The following is a 20,262-nucleotide window of genomic DNA, read 5'->3' on the forward strand; positions in this document are numbered from 1 at the left end:
AAGCGGCGTCCGCTCACCCCGCAAGCGGGAGAGGGGCTTAGGAAGGAAAGCGCGCCCGCAAGTCGGCGTCGTTGGGCATCGCCGCCGCCGCGCCCGCGCGCTCGGTCGACAGACCGGCATAGCGGTTGGCATAGGCGACGTGCTCGCCGAAGGGCCGCTCGCCCGCGCGCGCCAGCGACGCGGCCAGGGCGCCGTTGAACGCATCGCCCGCGCCGGTGGTGTCGACGGCCCGCACCGCCGCGGCCGCGACCCGGTAGCAGGCCTGGGCATCGCCGCGCAGCGCGCCGTCGGCGTGCGAGACGAAGCAGCCGGATTTGCCGAGGGTCACGATCACGCTGCCGTGCGGCAACAGCGCGCGGCAATGCGCGTGCAACTGCGCATCGTCCAGCGCGGCCAGGGTATCGGGGTCGAGTTCGGTCCCGGTCTGCCGGCGCAGTTGCGCGCAGAACTCGGTTTCGTTCGGCGTGATCGCATCGCTCAGCGCCCACAGCTGCGCGCTGACGACGGCATCGGCCGGGGCCGGATTGAGCAAGGTCAGCGCGCCGGCCGCGCGCGCCAGCGCGAACGCGGCGGCGGCCGATTCGACCGGCGTTTCCAGCTGGGTCAGCACCACGTTCGCGGCACCGATCGCCGCGCGGTGTTCGTCGATGAACGCAGGCGACAGCTCCGCGTTCGCGCCCGGGCCGATCACGATGCTGTTGCGGCCGTCGGCGTCGACATAGATGCCGGCGGTGCCGGTCGGCGCGTCGCTGCGCAGGTCGCGCAGATCGATGCCGTCGGCGCTCGCGAGCGCACGCGCCCACTGGCCGCCGGCGTCGTCGCCCAGCGCGCACACGAACGCGGTCCGCGCACCGGCGCGCGCCGCCGCGGTGGCCTGGTTGAAGCCCTTGCCGCCGGGGCCGGTGTGGTAGGTGCCGGCGAGAGTCTCGCCGGGACGCGGCAGCACCGGCAGCGCCCACACGTGATCGACGTTGAACGAGCCGACCACGACGACGTGGCCGTTATGCGGATCGGTCATGAACTTAAGCGGCGAAGTGGGTCAGTACGCCCGCGATGGTCGCGGTCATGAAGGTGGCGATCGAACCGCCGAGCACCGCGCGCAGGCCGAACCGCGCCAGGTCCTGGCGACGTTCCGGGGCCAGCCCGCCGATGCCGCCGATCTGGATCGCGATCGAGCTGAAGTTGGCGAAGCCGCACAGCGCGTAGGTCGCGATCAGGCGGCCTTCCTCGCTGAGCTGGATGCCCGCGACCTTGTTGTTGACGATGTCGGCCAGGTGCGTGTACGCGACGAATTCGTTGAGCACGACCTTCTCGCCGATCAAGCCGCCGACCACGGTCGCATCGCCCCACGGGGTGCCGATGACCCAGGCGATCGGCGCCAGCACGAAGCCGAGCAGGGTCGACAGGTCGGTCGGACGGCCGAGCGCGGCGGCCAGGCCGGTCTGCTCGCCCAGCCAGGTCAGCGGCGCGTTGACCAGCGCGATCAGGGCGATGAAGGCCAGCAGCATCGCGCCGATGTTCAGCGCCAGGCGCAGGCCGTCGCCGGCGCCGGCCGCGGCCGCGTCGATGATGTTGGCGGTGGTCTTCTCGATTTCCATCTTGACCGTGCCGCGGGTCAGCGGCTCGCCGGTCTCGGGTACGAGGATCTTGGCGATCACCAGGGTCGCCGGCGCGGCCATGATCGAGGCGGCCAGCAGATGCTTGGCGTAGAACGCCTGCTGGACCGGGTCGCCGGCGCCGAGCATGCCGACATAGGCCGCGAGCACGCCGCCGGCGATATGGGCCATGCCGCCGATCATCATCGTGATCAGCTCGGACTCGGTCATCTTCGAAATGTACGGGCGCACGGTCAGCGGCGCCTCGGTCTGGCCGATGAACACGCTGGCGCACACGCTGGTGGTCTCCGCGCCGGACACGCGCATGACCTTGGTGATCGCCCAGGCCATCGCGCGCACGATCGCCTGCATCACGCCCAAGTGGTACAGCACGCCCATCAGGGCCGAGAAGAAGATGATCGTCGGCAGCACCTGGAAGGCGAAGATGAAGCCGAATTTGCTGACGTCCATCAGGTCGCCGAAGATGAACTTCGAGCCGGCGCCGACGAATTCGAGCACGTGGACGAAGCCCTTGCCGATCGAGTCGAACACGTCCTTGCCGCCGGGCACCAGCAGCACCACCGCGGCGAAGGCGATCTGCAGCGAGATGCCGATACAGACCAGTTTCCAGTCGACCGCGCGACGCTTGACCGAGAACACCCACGCAATGCCTACGAGCACCGCCAAACCGAACAGGCCGAAGGCCACGCGCGAAATCGATTCCACTCAACTCTCCCCGGCGCCGGGGCACCGGCGGCTTTTTGACGTCTAATTAGTCGGCGCAGACTAGAGGCTGGCCGCCTCAGCGGCAAGCCGCGGCGCAGCGCAAACGCGTTTTAAGCGTTGAAAAGACGCTCGGGCGGTTTTTTGTATGGACGCGGCGGCGGTGATCGCGGCGGTTATTGCGGGCCGCGGCGGCCTACAGATCCCGCGCCACCACCCGGTTGCGCCCGGATTGCTTGGCCCGCTGCAGGCGCAGGTCGGCCCGCCGCAGCAGCCGCGACAGGTCGCCGCCCTCCTGCGGGAAGGTGACCAGGCCGGCGCTGAAACTCAGCCACAGCGGCTCGGCGCCGCGGCCGGGTTCGAACGGGCGCTCGGCGACCGCGCGCCGGATCGCGTCGACTTCCTCGAACGCGGTGCCCAGCGGCTTGCGCATCACCAGCAGGAACTCGCCGCCGCTCAGCCGCACCAGCCATTCGCTGGGCTCGGACTGCTCGCGCAGCACCGTGACCAGGTGGCGCAGGCTGCGGTCGCCGAGGCGATGGCCGTAATCGTCGTTGATGCGCTTGAAGTGGTCCAGGTCGATCAGCGCCAGGGTCAGGCTGCCGCCGTCGCGGCGCACCGCGTCGAACAGGCGCGGAATGCGATGGGTCAGCCAGGTCCGGTTCGGCAGCCGGGTCAGGCCGTCGGTGCCGGACATCTCGATCAGGCGCTGCATCCGGTAGACGATCATCGAGGTCGCCACGGTCATCATCGCCAGCAGCACCAGACGCTGGGTCTGGCTGCCGACGGTGACCGCGCCGTAATCGCTGGACATCAGGTCCTCGGGCGAGCCGGCGGTGGCGAACACCCACAGCACCAGCAAACCGTACTGGACCAGCGCGAGCGTGCCGGCGAACAAGGTCACCCGGCCGTCGCTGCGCAGCGCGGTCAACAGGATCGCCAGCAGATAGCCGCACCACACGATCAGGCTGTTGAGTCCGGCCGGCAGGTGCTGCGCGGCCAGCATCGCCAGCACCAGGGTGGTCGCGGTAACGTCGAACCCGGCGGTGCAGAACGGCAGCCAGCGGTAGCGGCGCTGCCGCCGCGCCAGCGCCAGCGCCAGTTGCGAGAACACATTGACGAAGATCGCGCCGCCCAGGCCGATCATGGTTTCCTTGACGCTGCCGCCGCCGATCGCGTTGAGCAGCGGCAACAGCAGCAGCATCGCCGCGAGCACCGCGCGCAGGCGCGCCACCAGCAGTTCGCCGCCGGCGCCGATCTCGAGCATGATTTCGTCCGGCCGCAACAGCAGCGCCACGATCACGCTGCGCATCCGACCGCCCACGCCTTGGTACATCCCGGTTCCCGTTTACGGCCAAGCGCGGCCCGCGGCGAGCATAGCGCGACCGCGCGCGGGCGAACGTGCCGGCGAATCGTCCGGGCACCGAGGATCGGACCGTTCGATCCGTGCCGGTGGCCGCCGCCAGGCGACGACGGCGCCGTCTCGGCCGGACGCGGGTGGCGCGAACCGGCCGGCGATCAGCCGATGCCGCGCACCGCCACCCACAGCGCCAGCACCGCGAACACCGCCGCGGCCACGTAGCGCGCGGTCTTCAGCGGCAGGCGATCGGCGAAGCGGCTGCCGAGCAGGGCGACCGGCACATTGGCCAGCAGCATGCCGATGGTGGTGCCGAAGATCACCGCCCACAGCGGCTCGTAGCGGGTCGCCAGCAGCACGGTCGCGACCTGGGTCTTGTCGCCGATCTCGGCGAAGAAGAACGCGATGGTGGTGGCGATGAAGGCGCCGCGCGCGGAGAACTTGGTTTCTGCCTCGTCCAACTGGTCGGGCTTGAGGGTCCACAGCGCGACGGCGAAGAAGCTCGCGGCGACCACCCAGCGCAGGATCTCGGGTTTGAGCCACTGCGCGACCAGGGTGCCGAACCAAGCGGCGAGGGCGTGGTTGAGCAAGGTGGCCACGAGGATGCCGGCGATGATCGGCCAAGGCTTGCGGAAGCGCGCGGCGAGCAGCAGGGCGAGCAACTGGGTCTTGTCGCCGATTTCGGCGAGCGCGACGGTGCCGGTCGACACCGCGGTGGTGACGACCGAGGCCGGCAGGTAGGACAGATCCATGACAACTCCAGGGTCGGGCATTCGCGTGGACGCGAAGGCGGACGCCACGTGGCCCGACCCGGGTTGCACGCAACGCCTGCCTTCGGTCTTGCCCGTGGTCGCTGCGTGGTCGTCGCCTGGCCTGGGGCCGTGGTTCGATCGCACGCTGGCTGCCGTACATGCGCCATGGCCTGTGGGCCAAGTGTGTTGACGCATGCCCCCGCGAACCTGGTCGGTGCGCGGGTGGGCTACTCCCCGGAGGAGGAAAGTGGGCGGATTGTAGCGGCATTCGGCAGGCGGCGCAGCAAATGAGAAGCTTTCGCTTTGGTTGGCGCTTTGGTTGGCGCTTTGGTTGGCGCTTTGGTTGGCGTGTAGCGGGGGCGCGAGGTTTCGATGGTGGCCGATGTGGCGTAGCCATCGGGGTTTTGACTTTGCCGGATATGGTTTGGAGAGCGCGGCATTGGCGTCTGGTTCCTCGCCGATGCGTAGATTGTAACGCGCGTTGGCCAAGCACTGCCGAAGGACGACGCGCATGGACGTGCGCCGCGCGCCTATGGACGCACGCCGTGCATTGTTGAACCACGAGGCGACGTGGCGACATCGCAGCCCCTGTAGGAGCGGCGTCCTACTGGATTTCCTTCGGTCACAAGCCGCGACCGCGCCATGACGACAGCATCGCGATCTACGTCGTGGCTGTATTTCCGCGGTCGCGGCTTGCGCCGCTCCTACAGATAGGCCATGTGGCTTCGGCTTGTGCCTGAAGCCGCGCAGTTCATCCAGCGCTGCGACGCTTGTAACTCGCGTTAGTGGCGACATCGCAGCCCCTGTAGGAGCGGCGCAAGCCGCGACCGCGCCATGACGACTACTTCGCGACCTACGTCGTAGCTGTATTTCCGTGGTCGCGGCTTGCGCCGCTCCTACAGGTAGGCCATGTGGCTTCGGCTTGTGCCTGAAGCTGCGCAGTTCATCCAGCGCTGCGAAGCTCGGAACTCGCGAGAGCAAAAGCACACCCGAAGGGCGGCGCACATGGATGTGCGCCGTGCGCCACCGGGACAGGATGTCCCGTGTGGCGCATGCCTGCAGAAGCACCGATCGCGCGGGCACTTGATTCACAAAAAAGCATTTTTCTTTGGTTACCTTTCTTTTGTTGCTTTAGACAAAAGAAAGTGACCCGCCGCTTCAGCGGCGGAACGCTTTTGATCCTGCTTGCAGCTTTGAAGCTCTAGAGCTTTTGAAGCCAAAGGCAAGATCAACAGCTTTCGTCCGCAAGCGGCCGAGTTACTTTCTTTTGTCAAAAGCGACAAAAGAAAGGTAACCAAAGAAAAACGCTTTTCTTTGAATCAAAGGCCCGCACGTGCGTTGCTGACGCGGGCATGCGCCACACGAGACATCCTGTCTCGGTGGCGCACGGCGCACATCCATGTGCGCCGCCCTTCGGGTGTACTTTTGTTCTCGCTAGTCAGTCGCTTCGCAGCGCTGGATGAACTGCGCGGCTTCAGGCTCAAGCCAAGCCAAAGCAAGGCAAAGGCCGAAACCAATACGAATGCCGGCGCCAGCGTAAATGCCGATGCCGATGCAAGACTGGCTTCAATGGCGACGATGGGTGTCGTCTACGCCGACGGCCCGGCGAAACTGTCGCTACCAGCGATCAACTCACTGCGTACACGCCGGTTCGTTGTTCTCATCGGCATACAACGAAGCGAACCCCGCCGGCATCAACCGTGGCAGCTTCTGCAACGGCGGCTTCACCGTCGGAAAATAGTCGCGCTGCCACTGCGACGCCAACGCCGTCGCGGCCGGTTCCAGGCTCGCGTAGCGCGACTCGGGCCGGTCCGCCGGTTTGCCGGCCAGGCGCGAAATCAACAGGCGCATCGCCCGCGCCTTGGTCGGGTCGTTCGCGATCAGACCGGTCAGCGGCGACGAGTTGTCGCTGTAGCCGACCATCAGATCGAACAACGACGGCAGATAGCCGGCCTCGAACGACAACTGCAGCATGTTGCCGGCCTCGGCGCGCCAGCGATCGAACTCGGGCGAGTTCAGATGGGTGTAGTCGACCAGGACCGAATCGCCGCGCGCGTAGCGGTACATGGCCTCAGGTTCGCCGGCCAGTGCGGCTTGGCGTAGGTAGTGGTTGCCCTGTTTCCACGAATCGGCCGGCGCGTTGCGGCATTCGTTGATCATCTGGCGCGCGCGGCCCTCCAGCTTGGTCATGTAGGCGCGCTGTTCCGGCGGCAGGTCGGGACGCGAATTCTCTTCGGCCGCGGCCAGCACCTGTTCGGCCGGGGATACGTCGGTGCAGCGCAGCAGTTCCATGCCGAGCTGGCACGAGGCGCGGCTGTCGCCGGCGTCGGCGCGGCTCTTGAGTTCGGCCAACTGGGGATTGCGATAGTTCGAGCGGATCGGCTCGATCTTGCTCGGCGCATCCGCGCCTTTTGCCGATGCGGTCGGTTGCGTTGGCGTGGGCGCGCCGTCGTGGCCGATCGCCGCGGGCGCCGGCGTGGCCGGCGCGGGCGCGCGCAAACGCCACAGCTGCCAGCCCAGCAGGGCCACGGCGATCGCGATCAGGCTCACGATCAGGTCGCGCGTTTTCACCGCCATCGGGGTATCCCGCCCTTGGTCTTAAGGCTCATCGGCGTAGCATGCGTGCAGTCAATGGTCCGATGGGAGTGTGTCCATGCAATACCGTCGCCTGGGTTCATCCGGCCTCCAGCTATCGGCGCTCTCGTTCGGCGCCTGGGTTACGTTCGGTGCGCAGATCGGCCGCGACACCGCGCGCGAACTGATCGCCGCGGCGTGGGATCACGGCATCAACTTTTTCGACAACGCCGAAGGGTATGCCAACGGCGAGGCCGAGCGGGTGATGGGCGAGGTCATCGCCGAGCTGCGCTTGCCGCGCGACGGTTACTGCGTGTCCAGCAAGGTCTTCTTCGGCTCGGTCGAGGAGCCGGGTCCGACCCAGAAGGGCTTGTCGCGCAAACACATCACCGAAGCCTGCCACGATGCGCTGCGCCGGCTGCGTGTCGATCATCTCGATCTGTACTACTGCCATCGTCCCGATCCGGACACGCCGATCGAGGAAACCGTGTGGGCGATGGATGCGCTGATCCGCCAGGGCAAGGTGCTGTACTGGGGCACCTCGGAGTGGCCGGCCGGCTTGATCCGCGAGGCGCACAAGATCGCGCGCGCCAGCCATCTGCATGCGCCGAGCATGGAACAGCCGCAGTACAACCTGCTGCACCGCGATCGGGTCGAACTCGAATACGCGCCGTTGTACGCCGAGCTGGGGCTGGGCACCACGATCTGGTCGCCGTTGGCTTCGGGCCTGCTGACCGGCAAGTACGGCGCGCTGTCGGCGCACGGCGACGGCAAGGACGGGGCCGAGCGCGGCCGGCTGGAGCATGCCGACAAGGACTGGCTGCGCCGGATCGCGGTCGGCAGCGCCGATCAGCGCCGGATCGAGCGGGTGGCCGCGTTCGGCGCGGTGGCGCGCGAGCTCGGGGTCGAACAGGCGCCGTTGGCGATCGCCTGGTGCCTGCGCAACCCGCATGTGTCCAGCGTGATCCTCGGCGCCAGCCGCGGCGAACAACTGCTGCAGAACCTGCAGGCGTTGGAGTTGGTGGAGAAGATCGACGAGGCCGGCTGGCAGCGGGTCGAGAACGCCTTCGCCTGAACAGGGCGCTGGACGCCTTGTGCATGACTGCAGTCGCAGATTTGTGTGTTTGCGTGTTGACTGGCAAATGAGAATCATTATCATCATTCGGGAGCCCACCCCCGAACGAGTCACCGCCATGTCTCTGCGCAACCCGGTGCTGCAGCTGAAACCCCGCACGGATCGTTCCCTGTCCGCCGTCGCGACCCCCGCCGTCGATGCCTCCGCGCCCACCGCCATGGCCTCGGCCGTGGTCGCCGCCGCCCAGGGCGTCCTGGTCGAAAGCACCGCGCTGCTGCGCGGCGCGCGCGAAGTGCTGATCCGTCACGGCGGCGAGGTTTATCGCCTGCGCCATACCCGTAACGACAAGCTGATCCTGACCAAGTAACCCCGCGATCCGGCGAGCAACCAGCCAAGCACCGCTCAGCAACATCCACACCCCAAGCCCGAGTTCGACCCGACCGCCGAAGGCCCCGGACCCTAACTGTCCCAAGCCGCAAGCGCATCCACCGACCCCGAGCCGCTGAGCCCCACGCTGCAAGCGAGCCCCATCGCCCGCGTCACCGCCGCACCGCGTCCCCATCCCGCCCAGGGATGCGACGCGGCGCGGTGCGTCGGTCCGCCGACCCGCCAGCACCCTCTCTCTCCCAGGCTGCCAGCCCGGTCCTGCAACGAAGCCGTTGCATCGGACGCCAGCCCGCCTCGGTTCAAACCCCATACAACCGAGTCCGACTGCATGTCCCGCGTCCTTAGTGTTGCCGCGCCTGCGCGCGTTTTTCCCGTTGTCGTCCCGGCGCGTTCCGCGCTGGCCCTGGCGTTGCTGCTCGCGCTGCCGGCCGCCGCGCTCGCCGCCGACGCGCCCGCGCCCGACGGCGCCGACGTCAACGAACTCCAGCGCGTGGTGGTCAGCGCCACCCGCACCGAGCGCGCGGTGCAGGACGTGCCGGCCACGGTCAGCGCGATCGACCGCGAGCGCATGGACAACGAACTCACCCGCAACATCAAGGACCTGTTCCGCTACGAACCCGGCATCGTCGTGGGCTCCAATCGCGAGCGCTTCGGCCTGGGCGACATCCGCATCCGCGGCCTGGGCGGCAATCGCGTGCGCGTGCTGGTCGACGGCATCTCGGTCTCCGACAGTTTCAGCATCGGCAGCTTCTCCAACGCCGGACGCAATTTCGTCGATCTGGACACGGTCAAGGAAGTCGAGGTCGTGCGCGGCCCGAGCAGCGCGCTGCACGGCTCCGATGCGCTCGGCGGCGTGGTCTCGTTCGTGACCAAGGATCCGGAGGACTACCTCAAGGACGGCGCCAACACTTATTTCGGCCTCAAGCTCGGCGTGGAAAGCCAGAACGACGGCCTGTACGGCGGCGCCACCGCGGCGTTCGGCGGCGAGCGCTGGTCGGGCCTGGTCGTGGTCAATCACCACCAGGGCCAGGAAACCGAGAACCAGGGCAAGCGCAATACCCTCGACGCCAGCCGCACCACGCCCAACCCGCAGGACAACGACGGCCGCAGCCTGCTGACCAAACTGGTGTACGCGCCCAGCGACAACCAGCGTTTCCGTTTGACCGTCGAAGGCAGCGAAGACCAGACCGACACCGACGTGTTCACCGCGCGCGGCACCGCGCTGTCGGCGCCGGGCGCGCCGGCGGTGCGGGTGCTGTCGCAGACCGGCAACGACCATCAGACCCGCGCCCGCGTCGCGTTCGCGCATGAAATCGATTCGCTGGACAGCACCTTCGCCGATTCGCTGCGCTGGCAGATCTACCGCCAGGACAGCGAGACCACCCAGCGCACCCGCGAGCAACGCGTGAGCGTGGTCGGCGGCCGCGAGATCAGCCCGACCCTGCGCCTGCGCGAATTCAACTTCGACCAGCGCGTGTACGGCGCCGAGGCCACCGCGCACAAGGGCTTCGCCACCGGTTCGGTCGAGCACACCCTGACCTACGGTTTTGAATACGAAAACACCGAGTTTCGCCAGAAGCGCGACGGCCGCGCGATCAATCTGACCACCGGCGCGAGCACGAATGTGATCTCGCCCGACACCTTCCCGGTGCGCGATTTCCCGGTCAGCAAGACCCAGAGCGCCGGCGTGTTCGTGCAGGACGAAATCCAGTTCGCCGACGGCCAGTTCCGGCTGGTGCCGGCGGTGCGCGTGGACCGTTACGAATTGCGTCCGCAACGCGATGCGATCTTCACCACCGACAATCCCGGCGTGGTCATCAGCGACCTGAGCAAGACCAGCGTGTCGCCCAAGCTCGGCGCGGTCTGGCATTTCGCGCAGCAATGGTCGGTGTACGGCGGCTACCAGCGCGGTTTCCGCGCGCCGCCGTACAGCGACGTCAACCTGGGCTTCACCAATCTGCAGTTCGGCTACACCGCGATTCCCAATCCGAACCTCAAGCCGGAAACCAGCGACGGTTACGAACTGGGCCTGCGCTTCAGCGGCCAGGCCGTGTATGCGCAGCTGTCGGCGTACTACAACGACTATAAGGACTTCATCGAGTCCAACCGTCAGGTCAGCGCGCCGCCGCAGACCCCGTTGATCGTGTTCCAGTCGCAGAACGTGGCCAAGGCGCGTATCCGCGGCGTCGAACTGCGCGGCGGCGTCGACTTCGGCGAATTCTCGCCGGCCTGGGCCGGTTGGTCGCTGCGCGGCGCGGCGGCGTACAGCAAGGGCGAGGACAAGACCGCCGATCGTCCGCTGGAATCGATCGCGCCGTTGACCGCGACCCTAGGCCTGGCCTACGACCGCGACGGATGGGGCGTGGAACTGGCCGGCCGTTTCGCCAAGCGCAAGCACGATTTGCCGGCGCCGAACCGGTTCGCCGCGCCGGGTTACGGCGTGCTCGATCTGCTCGCGCATTGGAATTTCGCGCCGGGCGCCAAGCTCAACGTCGGCGTGTTCAACCTCGGCGACAAGACCTATTGGGATGCCGGCGACCTGCCGGGCATCGCCGCGACCAGCACCGTGATCGACCGCTACAGCGCGCCGGGCCGCAATGTCGGCGCCAGCGTGTCGGTGAGCTGGTAAGCATGCGCGCGCCGTCGTCGATCACGAACCCGCCCGAACGCGCCGGCCTGCCGGCGCCGGAACGGCTGGCCGCGGTCGCGACGGTGTTGTGCGTGTACCCGCGCCGGCATCGCGACGCGCTCGACGGCTGGCTGCAGGCGGCCAGCGCCGAACGCATGACCCGCCTCGACGGCGAGTCTTCGTGCGAAGCGCTGGTGTTCCGCAACGCAGCCGGCCGCGTGTGCTGGCGACTGTACCTGCTGCCCGACAGCGATTTCCTGGCCTGGGATGACGCCGCGGCGAAGTTGCCGATGTATCGCGGCGCGGATGCGCGCGGCGGCGCCTGGGCCGGGCTGCGTCGGCGCTGGCTGCGTCGCCTGCGCGGGCGCTGGCAGGCCGAAGTGCTGCGCCTGCACGTCCTGCGCGACGACGCCGGGCATTGCATCCTCGTTGCCGACACCGCCGAGCTGTCGCCGCTGGGACAAGCGCATGCGCGCCGCATCGCCATCGGCGAAGGCGCGCGCCTGCAGGCCCAGGCCCACGTGTGCTGCTGCATGGCTTCGCGCCTGAGCGACGAGGCGCGACCGGCGCAATTCGCCTGACGCCCGCTCCCATCCTTTCCTTTTATATAGTCAATCGAGAAGCATCGAGTTCAGCCATGACCCAACCCGTAACCCGCGCCAGCGTGCTGGCCCTTTGTCTGTGCGTCAGCCCGATTGCGCTGGCCCTGTCTCCCGTCAACGACGCCGCGTCGACCGAGCGCGACCGCGCTTCGATCCTGGCCATGCAGGGCGAGTACATCGTCGATTTCGCCTTCGACGAAACCGTGCTGCTCAAGCCGAACTACGAACGCGCGCCGGCGATGCGCAGCGGCGGCAACGAGACCGTGATCGTGGTCGAGGACAGCCCGCGCCGGATCGTCCTGCAGCACATCCTGGTCGACGGCAAGAGCGGCCACGTCACCAAGCACTGGCGTCAGGACTGGGTGTTCGAGGCGCCGCGGCGTTTCGAATTCAGCGCCGACCAGACCTGGCACGTGCGCACGATCCCGGCCGAGCTCAATCGCGGCGCCTGGACCCAGTGCGTGTACGAGGTCAGCGACGCGCCGCGCTACTGCGGCACCGGGCGCTGGGATTACCGCAACAACGTCGCCACCTGGACCAGCGATCCGAGCTGGCGTCCGCTGCCGCGGCGCGAGTACACCAAGCGCAGCGACTACAACGCGGTCGCGGCGATCAACCGCCACACCCTGACCCCGAACGGCTGGACCCACGAGCAGTACAACACCAAGGTGCTGCGCAAGCCCGACGGCACCCAGCAAGAGCTGGCGCGCGAGTTCGGCTTCAACGATTACGTCAAGACCCAGGACGTCGACTTCAAGCCGGCGTACAAATACTGGGCCGCGACCAAGGACTACTGGGCCAAGGTGCGCGCGCACTGGAACGTGTACCTGGACCAGGCGCCGGGCGTGCGGCTCAAGACCAAGGTCGACGGGATGGCGATGATCATTCCCTTGTTTGAGCAGGCCGGCAAGCTGGAAGAAGGCAAGCCGGTGGCGGACAAGGAGATCGACGCGGTGTTCGCCAAGTGGGTGGTCAAGGCGCCGGTCGACACGGCCGGTCCGGGGCAGTCGCCGCCGGCGAAGTGAGTCGCGGTGGTTGTCGCGCGGCGCAGGCCGATTGTGGCGATCGTCGCCGCGGTTGAGTCGGCGGCCGGTTTCGATCGGTGTGTTGCGCGCGTGTCAATGCACGCCGCGTGAATTGTATTTGAGTGAAGCAAAAAGGCCGGGCAGCGATGCCCGGCCTTTTTATTGTGTTGGCGTTGGCGTTGGCGTTGGCGTTGGCGTGAGCGCGGGCGCGGGCGCGATTGGCGTGTGGCGATACGCGCGATGCGGATTCGCCGACGTGGGTGGGTTCGCGGTCGCGGCTCGCGCCGCTCCTACAGTCGGCCTACGGCGTAATCACCGCTGCAGACTGTAGGAGCGGCGCAAGCCGCGACCGCGACACCTCGCATACGACGCAAATTCCGCAGCCCGCGCGGCGCCAATCGAATCGCGATCGCAGCCGCGATTTCATGGCGCCCGCTTCAATCGACGCGAGTCGCCCCGGCCTGTTTTGTCGACGCCCAAACCGGCGCCGCGGGCGCGACCGGCGCCGCGGCAGGCGCGGGCAGCAGCATGCCGTGCGGAGGTGCCGGCGGCGGCGGCGGTGGAGCAGACGGGGCCGGCGCATCAGGCGGTGCAATCGGCGCAGGCGGCGCCGGTGCCTTCGGCGGCGCGGGCGGCCTCGGCGGTGTCGGTGGAGCCGGCGGCGGCGGTGGCGCCCAGGCGATCGCCTTGGGGACCTTGATCGTGCTCTTGGCCTTGGCGCGGTCGCGCAGATACGCCACTTCGACCTGACCGCCGTCGGGTTTGCCGCGCAAGGCCACCATCGCTTCGCGCGGGCTGTCGACCTGGCGGCCGTCGATGCTCTGGATCACGTCACCGGCTTCCAGGCCCTTGAGCTCGGGACCGGCGCTGAGCACCAGCACGCCGCGCTCGGCGCCGAAGTAGCGGCCGAGCTTGGCGTCGACCGAGGCCAGATTGAGCCCGTTCCAGCGCAGCGCCTCGCTGATCGACGGCAGCGGGCAGGGCTTGTTCTTGCAATCCGCATTCAGACGGATGATCTCGCTGTGCATGCGCGGCGCCATCATCGGCTCGGCCGGGATGTATTCGATGCTGTCGGCGGAGACGTCCGATCCGCCATCGCGCGAGCGCCGGACCACGAGTTCGCCGTTGGTCACGAACTGCGAGCCGTCGTCGTTCTCGAACACCATCACCCGCTCGCCGAGCTGCGGCGTCGCGGTCAGGCTGGCCGGCTTGCCGTCGCGCTGATAGCGGATGCGCACCGGCTTGCCTGGTTCGAGCACGCCGAGCAGCGCGCGCGCATTCGCCAGCCGGGCCGAGCCGTCGGCGCCGGCGATGGTCTTGTCGCCCACGCCGAGCAGCGAATCGCCGCTGCGCAGCCCGGCCTTGGCCGCGGCGCTGTCGGGAGTGACCGCGACGATGCGCACGCCGGCTTTCGCGTCGGGCGCGAGGATCACGCCGAGTTGCGGGCCGCGCCGGTCGTCGCGGATCAAGGTCGGCTTGGTCACCGGATCGGGCAGCGCGCCCAGCTCGGTGCGGTGGCGCGGATAAGCCTGCGCGACCTGGCGCGGAGCGGCCGCGTTGTCGCGGCTCACGAAGTAATAGCGGTGCACCCGGGGCGGGGCAGCGGCGGCGGCCGGCGGCGCGGCGTCGATGGCGCCGGCGTCCTTCGGGTTGTCGTGCGCGAGCGCGCTGCCGATCGCCGCGGCCAGCAGCAACGGGAGCGTACGGCGTAAGTGGGTGATGGCGCGGGCCATGTCGTTCTCCGGTACGGCGGTGAAGAGGAATCAGTCGACGCGCACCAGCGCGTCGTCGTAGCGTTCGCCTTGCGCGGCGAACCAGCGTTGCGTGCTTTCCACCCCGGCCAGCGCGCGCAGCGTGCCGACGCGCTGTTGCCACAGCGACAGGCGCTGCGAAGCCGGCAGCGGCGCGGAAATCAGGGTGGCGTCGATCAGGCCCAGGCGCTGGTCGAGTTCGGAACTCATGACCGCCGCGGTGGCGCTGGCGACGCGGTCGTCGCGGCTGGCGGCGATCAGCGCCTCCAGCTGTGCCGACTGCGCCTGCAGTTCGCCGATGCGTTGCGCGATCGCGTCGCTGTCGTCGCTCGCGGGCGTCTGCGGCGTCGGCGCGGCGTCGTTCACGGCCAGACGCGTCGGCGCCTGGCGTTCGCGGGTTGCGGGCGATGGGTCGCGTTGCGGTTTGACGGCGCGCGGCGCGGGTGCGTTCGCGTCGCTGGAGGGATTCGGCGCGGTGGCGATCGCAGGCTCCGTCGCGCGGTCGGCCGTGCGGTCGGTGTTGCGCTCGCCGGTGTCGGCCAACTTGTCCGGGTCGGGCGAGGCTTGCGTCGAGGGCGACAGCGACGGATCCGCGATCGCGCGATCGGGCGCCGGGCTCGGGCTGTGCACGACCTGCGCCGGCTGCGTTGCCGGCGTGATCGGATCGGCGCCGCGCTGGCTCAGCCACCACGCCAGCGGCAGCGCCGCGGCGAGCATCGCCGCCATCGCCCAGCGGCGGCGGTGCGGCGTGCGGCGACGCGTGGCCGTCATGCGACCGGTCGCGGGCAGTGCGGGCGATGCCGTGTCGCTGGCCGGCGGCGCGGCGTTCGCCGCGGCGGCCAGACGCGCGGCGACCTGCGCCCAGCCGTCGGCCGGCGGCGTTTCCGCCGGCAATCGCGCGAATGCGCTCGGCCAGTCCTGCGGCGCGGCGCCGCGCGGGTCGGGAAGGTTTCGATCAGGCATGGGCCTGCTCCGGTTCCAGCAACAGGCGCAGGCGGCGCGAGCCGCGCGCGAGTTGCGATTTGGAGAAGCTCGGCGTGCGTTGCATCAACGTCGCGATCTCCTCATGGGTATAGCCCTCGGCGTGGTACAGCCACACCACGCTGCGGGTCGGCGCCGGCAACTGGGCCAGGGCGCGGCCGAGCGCGGCGGCATCGGCGGCGGCCGGTGGCGGCGGCAGGCGGTCGTCGGCCAGGTGTTCGTCGTTGGGTTCGGCCGCATGCTCGTGGCGGCGCTGGCTGCGCAGCCGCATCAGCGCCTCGTTGACCGCGATCTGGCGCAACCAGCCCCAGAACGGCGTGCCGCTGCCGTCGCCGTGGCCGCGAAAGTCGCCGATCCGCGTGAGCACTTTCAACATGGTCTCCTGCAGCACCTCGGTGGCCTCGTCGCGATCGCCGGCGATCCGCATCGCCAAGGTGAACACCGGTCGTTCGAACCAGCGGTAGATCTGCTCGAACGCCGCGCCTTCGCCGTTGCGCGCGCGCGTCAGCAACGTCTCCGGGACGTCGATGGCGAAGCTCGACAGCGGCCGCTCCGGCGAGGGGGCGGGCAGCGGGCCGGGCGAGGGCGATGGGGTGGGTTCGGCTGGCATTCCAGTACAAGGATGCAGCAAGGGCGTGAAGGGTCGCAGACCCCCGCACGGCCTATACTGGCGGCCTCGGACGAGGCATGGAGGGGGAGTTCATGGGAACGTTTCTGGCGATGGTGGTGGTGTTCGCGGGCGTGATCCTGCTGTTCAAGACGGTGCGCATGGTGCCGCAGGGTTATCAGTGGACCGTCGAGCGCTTCGGCCGCTACACCCACACCATGGACCCGGGCCTGCATTTCCTGATGCCGGTGATCTACGGCGTCGGCCGCAAGATCAACATGATGGAGCAGGTGCTGGAAGTCCCCAGCCAGGACGTGATCACCAAGGACAACGCGGTGGTCAAGGTCGACGGCATCGTGTTCTTCCAGGTGCAGGACGCGGCCAAGGCGGCGTATGAAGTCGCCACTTTGGAAATCGCGATCCTTAACCTGGTCATGACCAACATCCGCACCGCGATCGGTTCGATGGACCTGGACGAGTCGCTGTCCAAGCGCGACGAGATCAACACCAAGGTGCTCAACGCGGTCGATCAGGCGACCCATCCGTGGGGCCTGAAGGTCAACCGCATCGAATTGAAGGACATCCAGCCGCCGCGCGATCTGGTCGATTCGATGGCCCGGCAGATGAAGGCCGAGCGCGAGAAACGCGCCAACATCCTCGAAGCCGAGGGTTTCCGCCAGGCCGCGATCCTCAAGGCCGAGGGCGAGAAGCAGTCGGTGATCCTGGAGGCCGAGGGCGAAAAGGAAGCCGCGTTCCGCCAGGCCGAGGCGCGCGAGCGTCTGGCCCAGGCCGAAGCCAAGGCGACCGAAGTGGTGTCCAACGCGATCGCCTCCGGCAACGTGCAGGCAATCAACTACTTCATCGCGCAGAAATACATCGAGGCGTTCAAGTCGCTGGCCGAAGCGCCGAACCAGAAGTTCGTGATGATGCCGATGGAATCGGCCGGCATCATCGGCTCGCTCGCCGGCATCGGCGAACTGGCCAAGGAAGCGCTCGAGCGCCAGCCCAGTCGCGCGGCCGGCGCGCCGCCGCCGTTGCGCAGCGGAGGCTGAGCCATGGCCTGGACCTGGCAGACCGTAAGCTGGGCTGCGATCGCGATGCTGCTGTTCGCGGCCGAGGCGCTGGCGCCCGGCGCGTTCATGCTCTGGCTCGGCTTCGCCGCCGCGGCGGTGTTCGCGCTGTCGATGGTGTTCCCGGGCCTGACCGTGCTGGCGCAGGTCGCGGCCTTCATCGTGTTGAGCTTCGCCTCGATCCAGGTCTACCGCACCTGGTTCCGCGGCCGCGAGCGCAAGAGCGACCAGCCCTTGTTGAATCGTCGCGCCGAGCAGTTGATCGGCCGCGTGGTGGTGCTCGAACGCGGCATCGTGCAGGGCCGCGGGCGGGTCCAGATCGCCGATGCGTTCTGGGACGTGACCGGGCCGGAGCTGGCCACCGGCACCGCGGTGCGGGTGATCGGCACCGACGGCATGACCCTGCAGGTCGAACTGGCGGGCTGACCCATGACGACCGTGCGCGCCGTGGCAACGAGCTTGCGCGCATCGGCGATGGCGTTCGCCATGGTGCTGGCGGTCGCGCCGGCCTCGGCGGGCGGACCGCAACGCGGCGACGACTGGATCGGCAAGGTCGTGCCGCCGTTCCCTGAGGGCTTCAAATCCAACACCGGCGGCTGCGTCGGCACCGGCCGCAGCGCCGAGCAGATCTGCGCGCGCAGCATCGGCACGATCGACGACAACGAGGACCGCTCGCTGAAGTTCTACGCCGCCGAACTGGTCGGCCGGATCGGCAACGAAGCGCGCTGGAAGATCACCGACGTGGTGCCGTACCCGAAGCTGCTGCGCGGCGAACGGGTATCGATCTCGACCTGCATGATCGACGGCATCAGCGACCCGGGCGTGATCGCGATCATCGATACCCTGGTCGAGGGCGCGGCCGCGCGCGAACGCTTCGACGCCTCGCGCTGGGCGGTGCGGCTGGACCGGCGCAAGGGCCGCTTCGTCGAGGTCAAGCCAACCGAAGTAAGCTGTTACAACGAAGGCGCCGAAGAGGAATAAAGTCGGCCGCGCCACAACGCCGACCGCGCATGCCCGAAGCCTCGCTGCCCCGGCCGACCTTTTGTGGGACGCAGCTTCAGCCCCGACGCTTTTCTTTCAGCACAACAAGCGCCTTCAAGACAGCGCCGCGACCCGAGCGAAGTGTCGAGGCTGAAGCCCCTCACGCAAAAGGCCTCGCAGCTGCGCGGCGCCACCATTCGCCCGCGTACCGAACCCCGGTAAATACGCACGCAGCGCGCTTCTGGAATAATCACCGGCTCAAACCCCCACGAGCAGGCAGCGCCCCATGAGCCAGAAGACCATCCTCAACGACGCCCACCGCGCACTCGGCGCCAAGATGGTGGATTTCGGCGGCTGGGATATGCCGATCAACTACGGCTCGCAGATCGAAGAGCACCATCAGGTGCGCCGCGACGCCGGCATGTTCGACGTCAGCCACATGACCGTGGTCGACCTGCGCGGCGCGCGCGTGCGCGAGTTCCTGCGCCGCCTGGTCGCCAACTCGGTCGACAAGCTGCAAAAGTCGGGCAAGGCGCTGTACACCTGCATGCTCAACCCGCAGGGCGGGGTGATCGACGACCTGATCGTGTACTTCCTCGACGAAAGCTATTTCCGCCTGGTGGTCAACGCGGCCACCCGCGAAAAGGACCTGGCGTGGATCGGCGAGCAGGCCAAGGCGTTCGACGTGTCGGTGAGCGAGCGTCCGGAGCTGGCGATGATCGCGGTGCAGGGCCCGAACGCGCGCGACAAGGTGATCGGCCTGCTGCGCGAGGAAGATCGCGCGCGGATCGGCAAGCTCGGCAAGTTCGTCGCCGGCGATGCGCAAACCAGTGACGGCATCGCGCTGTTCATCGCCCGCACCGGCTACACCGGCGAAGACGGCTTCGAAGTGGTGGTGCCCGAAGACCGCGCGGTCGCGCTGTGGGACGCGTTGCTCGCCGCGGGCGTCAAGCCGGCCGGCCTGGGCGCGCGCGACACCCTGCGCCTGGAAGCGGGCATGAATCTGTACGGCCAGGACATGGACGACAGCGTTTCGCCCTACGAAGCCGCGCTGGCCTGGACCATCGCCCTCGACAGCGGCGCCGACGGCGCGCCGCGCGACTTCATCGGCCGCGGTCCGCTGGAACAACTCAAGGCCACCGGCGCGGCGCGCCAGATGATCGCGCTGGTGATGGACGACAAGGGCGTGCTGCGTCACGGCCAGAAGGTGCTGACCGCGCACGGCGACGGCGAGATCCTGTCGGGCACGTTCTCGCCCACGCTGAACAAGTCGATCGCGTTCGCGCGCGTGCCGGCCGGCGAGATCGCGCTGGGCGCCGGCGGCAACGTGCGGGTCGACATCCGCGGCAAGGAAGTGCCGGTGCGGGTGGTCAAGTTCCCGTTCGTGCGCGACGGTCAGGCGCAGGACGGCGTACTGATCTGAGGCCGCGCGCATGCCCCGCATCGACTACTACTTCAGCCTGATCTCGCCGTACGCCTACCTCGGCCACGCGCCGCTGCTCGCGGCCGCGCGCGAGGCCGGCGCGACCTTGGTCTACAAGCCGGTGCGGATCTTCGAACTGTTCGAGGCCAACGGCGGCCTGCCGCTGGGCCAGCGCGCGCCGGCGCGCCAGCGCTATCGCCTGATCGAGTTGCAGCGCGCGCGCCAGCAGCGCGGCGTGCCGCTGAACCTGACGCCGAAGTTCTTTCCGGTCGATCCGAGCCTGGCCGACCGCTGCGCGATCGCGCTCGACCGACAGGGGCGCGATCCGTCCGCGTATATGGATGCCGCGTTCCGCGCGATCTGGGCGCACGACCGCGACCTCGCCGACCGCGACACCGTGGCCGCGCTGTTGCGCGATGCCGGTCACGATGCCGATGCGACGCTCGCCACCGCCGAAAGCGAGGAGGTCGCCGCGGTCTATCGCGGCAACACCCGCGCCGCGATCGCCGCCGACCTGCCGGGCCTGCCCGGCTATGTGCTCGGCGGCGAACCGTTCTGGGGCCAGGACCGGGTCGAAGCGCTGCGCGAGGCGCTGCTCACCGGCCGCGAACCGTTCACGGCCGACGCCGGTTGAACGTTTCGCCGCTCGCTCCGGCAGGCGTCGCGGCGCGAGCTAAAGTTCCGGCGCGACGCCGTCTTGCGCCGCGTACTTGCGGCCGTTCCTCAAATC

18 protein-coding genes and 1 riboswitch are annotated in these 20,262 nt (G+C 68.6%); of the genes, 10 read left to right on the top strand and 8 right to left on the bottom strand.

Going from position 1 to position 20,262, the window contains the following annotated elements:
• Positions 1-37: 37 nt before the first annotated feature.
• The 5 genes from IEQ11_RS05150 to IEQ11_RS05170 all read right to left on the bottom strand — a co-directional run bounded on the left by IEQ11_RS05150 (position 38) and on the right by IEQ11_RS05170 (position 7,004).
• Positions 38-1,018, bottom strand: a complete 981-nt coding sequence (locus tag IEQ11_RS05150; protein ID WP_191822718.1) for a ribokinase — start codon at positions 1,016-1,018, stop codon at positions 38-40.
• Positions 1,019-1,022: 4 nt separating this feature from the next.
• Positions 1,023-2,321 carry a NupC/NupG family nucleoside CNT transporter gene (locus tag IEQ11_RS05155; RefSeq protein WP_191822717.1) on the bottom strand — a complete coding sequence of 433 codons (1,299 nt, stop codon included), beginning with the start codon at positions 2,319-2,321 and terminating at the stop codon, positions 1,023-1,025.
• A 193-nt stretch (positions 2,322-2,514) separates the two neighbouring features.
• The gene (locus IEQ11_RS05160; RefSeq protein ID WP_160329609.1) at positions 2,515-3,630 is read right to left on the bottom strand and encodes a GGDEF domain-containing protein; all 1,116 of its coding nucleotides are present in this window, start codon (positions 3,628-3,630) and stop codon (positions 2,515-2,517) included.
• A gap of 206 nt (positions 3,631-3,836) precedes the next feature.
• Positions 3,837-4,427, bottom strand: a complete 591-nt coding sequence (locus tag IEQ11_RS05165; RefSeq protein WP_046655659.1) for a TMEM165/GDT1 family protein — start codon at positions 4,425-4,427, stop codon at positions 3,837-3,839.
• Between the two features lie 142 nt (positions 4,428-4,569).
• Positions 4,570-4,668, bottom strand: a riboswitch (yybP-ykoY riboswitch).
• Positions 4,669-6,059: 1,391 nt separating this feature from the next.
• Positions 6,060-7,004 (bottom strand): hypothetical protein, encoded by a 945-nt coding sequence (locus tag IEQ11_RS05170; RefSeq protein WP_191823015.1) that lies wholly within the window; start codon positions 7,002-7,004, stop codon positions 6,060-6,062.
• Between the two features lie 76 nt (positions 7,005-7,080).
• On the opposite strand from IEQ11_RS05170, the gene IEQ11_RS05175 reads away from it, so the two are divergent.
• The 5 genes from IEQ11_RS05175 (at position 7,081) to IEQ11_RS05195 (ending at position 12,719) form a co-directional block, all read left to right on the top strand.
• The gene (locus IEQ11_RS05175; protein ID WP_191823014.1) at positions 7,081-8,076 is read left to right on the top strand and encodes an aldo/keto reductase; all 996 of its coding nucleotides are present in this window, start codon (positions 7,081-7,083) and stop codon (positions 8,074-8,076) included.
• Positions 8,077-8,194: 118 nt separating this feature from the next.
• Positions 8,195-8,443 (top strand): hemin uptake protein HemP, encoded by a 249-nt coding sequence (locus tag IEQ11_RS25935; protein WP_051547880.1) that lies wholly within the window; start codon positions 8,195-8,197, stop codon positions 8,441-8,443.
• Positions 8,444-8,791: 348 nt separating this feature from the next.
• The gene (locus IEQ11_RS05185; protein ID WP_191823013.1) at positions 8,792-11,092 is read left to right on the top strand and encodes a TonB-dependent hemoglobin/transferrin/lactoferrin family receptor; all 2,301 of its coding nucleotides are present in this window, start codon (positions 8,792-8,794) and stop codon (positions 11,090-11,092) included.
• Between the two features lie 2 nt (positions 11,093-11,094).
• The gene (locus tag IEQ11_RS05190) at positions 11,095-11,673 is read left to right on the top strand and encodes a Hemin transport protein (RefSeq protein WP_191823012.1); all 579 of its coding nucleotides are present in this window, start codon (positions 11,095-11,097) and stop codon (positions 11,671-11,673) included.
• Between the two features lie 56 nt (positions 11,674-11,729).
• Complete coding sequence (locus IEQ11_RS05195) at positions 11,730-12,719, top strand: DUF6607 family protein (RefSeq protein WP_191823011.1); 990 nt, start codon at positions 11,730-11,732, stop codon at positions 12,717-12,719.
• A gap of 437 nt (positions 12,720-13,156) precedes the next feature.
• On the opposite strand, the gene IEQ11_RS05200 is transcribed toward IEQ11_RS05195, so the two are convergent.
• The 3 genes from IEQ11_RS05200 to IEQ11_RS05210 are packed head-to-tail and all read right to left on the bottom strand — an operon-like array spanning position 13,157 to position 16,061.
• Positions 13,157-14,452 carry a PDZ domain-containing protein gene (locus IEQ11_RS05200; RefSeq protein WP_191823010.1) on the bottom strand — a complete coding sequence of 432 codons (1,296 nt, stop codon included), beginning with the start codon at positions 14,450-14,452 and terminating at the stop codon, positions 13,157-13,159.
• 30 nt (positions 14,453-14,482) lie between these two features.
• Entirely contained in the window at positions 14,483-15,433 is a 951-nt protein-coding gene (locus IEQ11_RS05205; RefSeq protein WP_191823009.1) for a hypothetical protein, read from the bottom strand.
• Positions 15,426-16,061 carry an RNA polymerase sigma factor gene (locus tag IEQ11_RS05210; RefSeq protein ID WP_191823008.1) on the bottom strand — a complete coding sequence of 212 codons (636 nt, stop codon included), beginning with the start codon at positions 16,059-16,061 and terminating at the stop codon, positions 15,426-15,428. The genes IEQ11_RS05205 and IEQ11_RS05210 overlap by 8 nt, the downstream gene beginning before the upstream one ends.
• A gap of 77 nt (positions 16,062-16,138) precedes the next feature.
• Between IEQ11_RS05210 and IEQ11_RS05215 the strand changes: the two genes are divergently transcribed.
• The 5 genes from IEQ11_RS05215 (at position 16,139) to IEQ11_RS05235 (ending at position 20,166) form a co-directional block, all read left to right on the top strand.
• Positions 16,139-17,110 carry an SPFH domain-containing protein gene (locus IEQ11_RS05215; protein ID WP_425494661.1) on the top strand — a complete coding sequence of 324 codons (972 nt, stop codon included), beginning with the start codon at positions 16,139-16,141 and terminating at the stop codon, positions 17,108-17,110.
• Positions 17,111-17,113: 3 nt separating this feature from the next.
• Positions 17,114-17,554, top strand: coding sequence for an NfeD family protein (locus IEQ11_RS05220; protein WP_036114547.1), 441 nt, complete (start codon positions 17,114-17,116; stop codon positions 17,552-17,554).
• 3 nt (positions 17,555-17,557) lie between these two features.
• A complete protein-coding gene (locus IEQ11_RS05225) occupies positions 17,558-18,109 on the top strand; it encodes a hypothetical protein (RefSeq protein WP_057920876.1) in 552 nt (183 codons plus the stop codon).
• A 286-nt stretch (positions 18,110-18,395) separates the two neighbouring features.
• A complete protein-coding gene (gcvT, locus tag IEQ11_RS05230) occupies positions 18,396-19,532 on the top strand; it encodes a glycine cleavage system aminomethyltransferase GcvT (protein ID WP_096413651.1) in 1,137 nt (378 codons plus the stop codon).
• 10 nt (positions 19,533-19,542) lie between these two features.
• Positions 19,543-20,166 (top strand): 2-hydroxychromene-2-carboxylate isomerase, encoded by a 624-nt coding sequence (locus IEQ11_RS05235; protein ID WP_096413653.1) that lies wholly within the window; start codon positions 19,543-19,545, stop codon positions 20,164-20,166.
• Positions 20,167-20,262: the final 96 nt, after the last annotated feature.

The sequence above is a fragment of the Lysobacter capsici genome, from assembly GCF_014779555.2.
GTDB lineage: Bacteria > Pseudomonadota > Gammaproteobacteria > Xanthomonadales > Xanthomonadaceae > Lysobacter > Lysobacter capsici.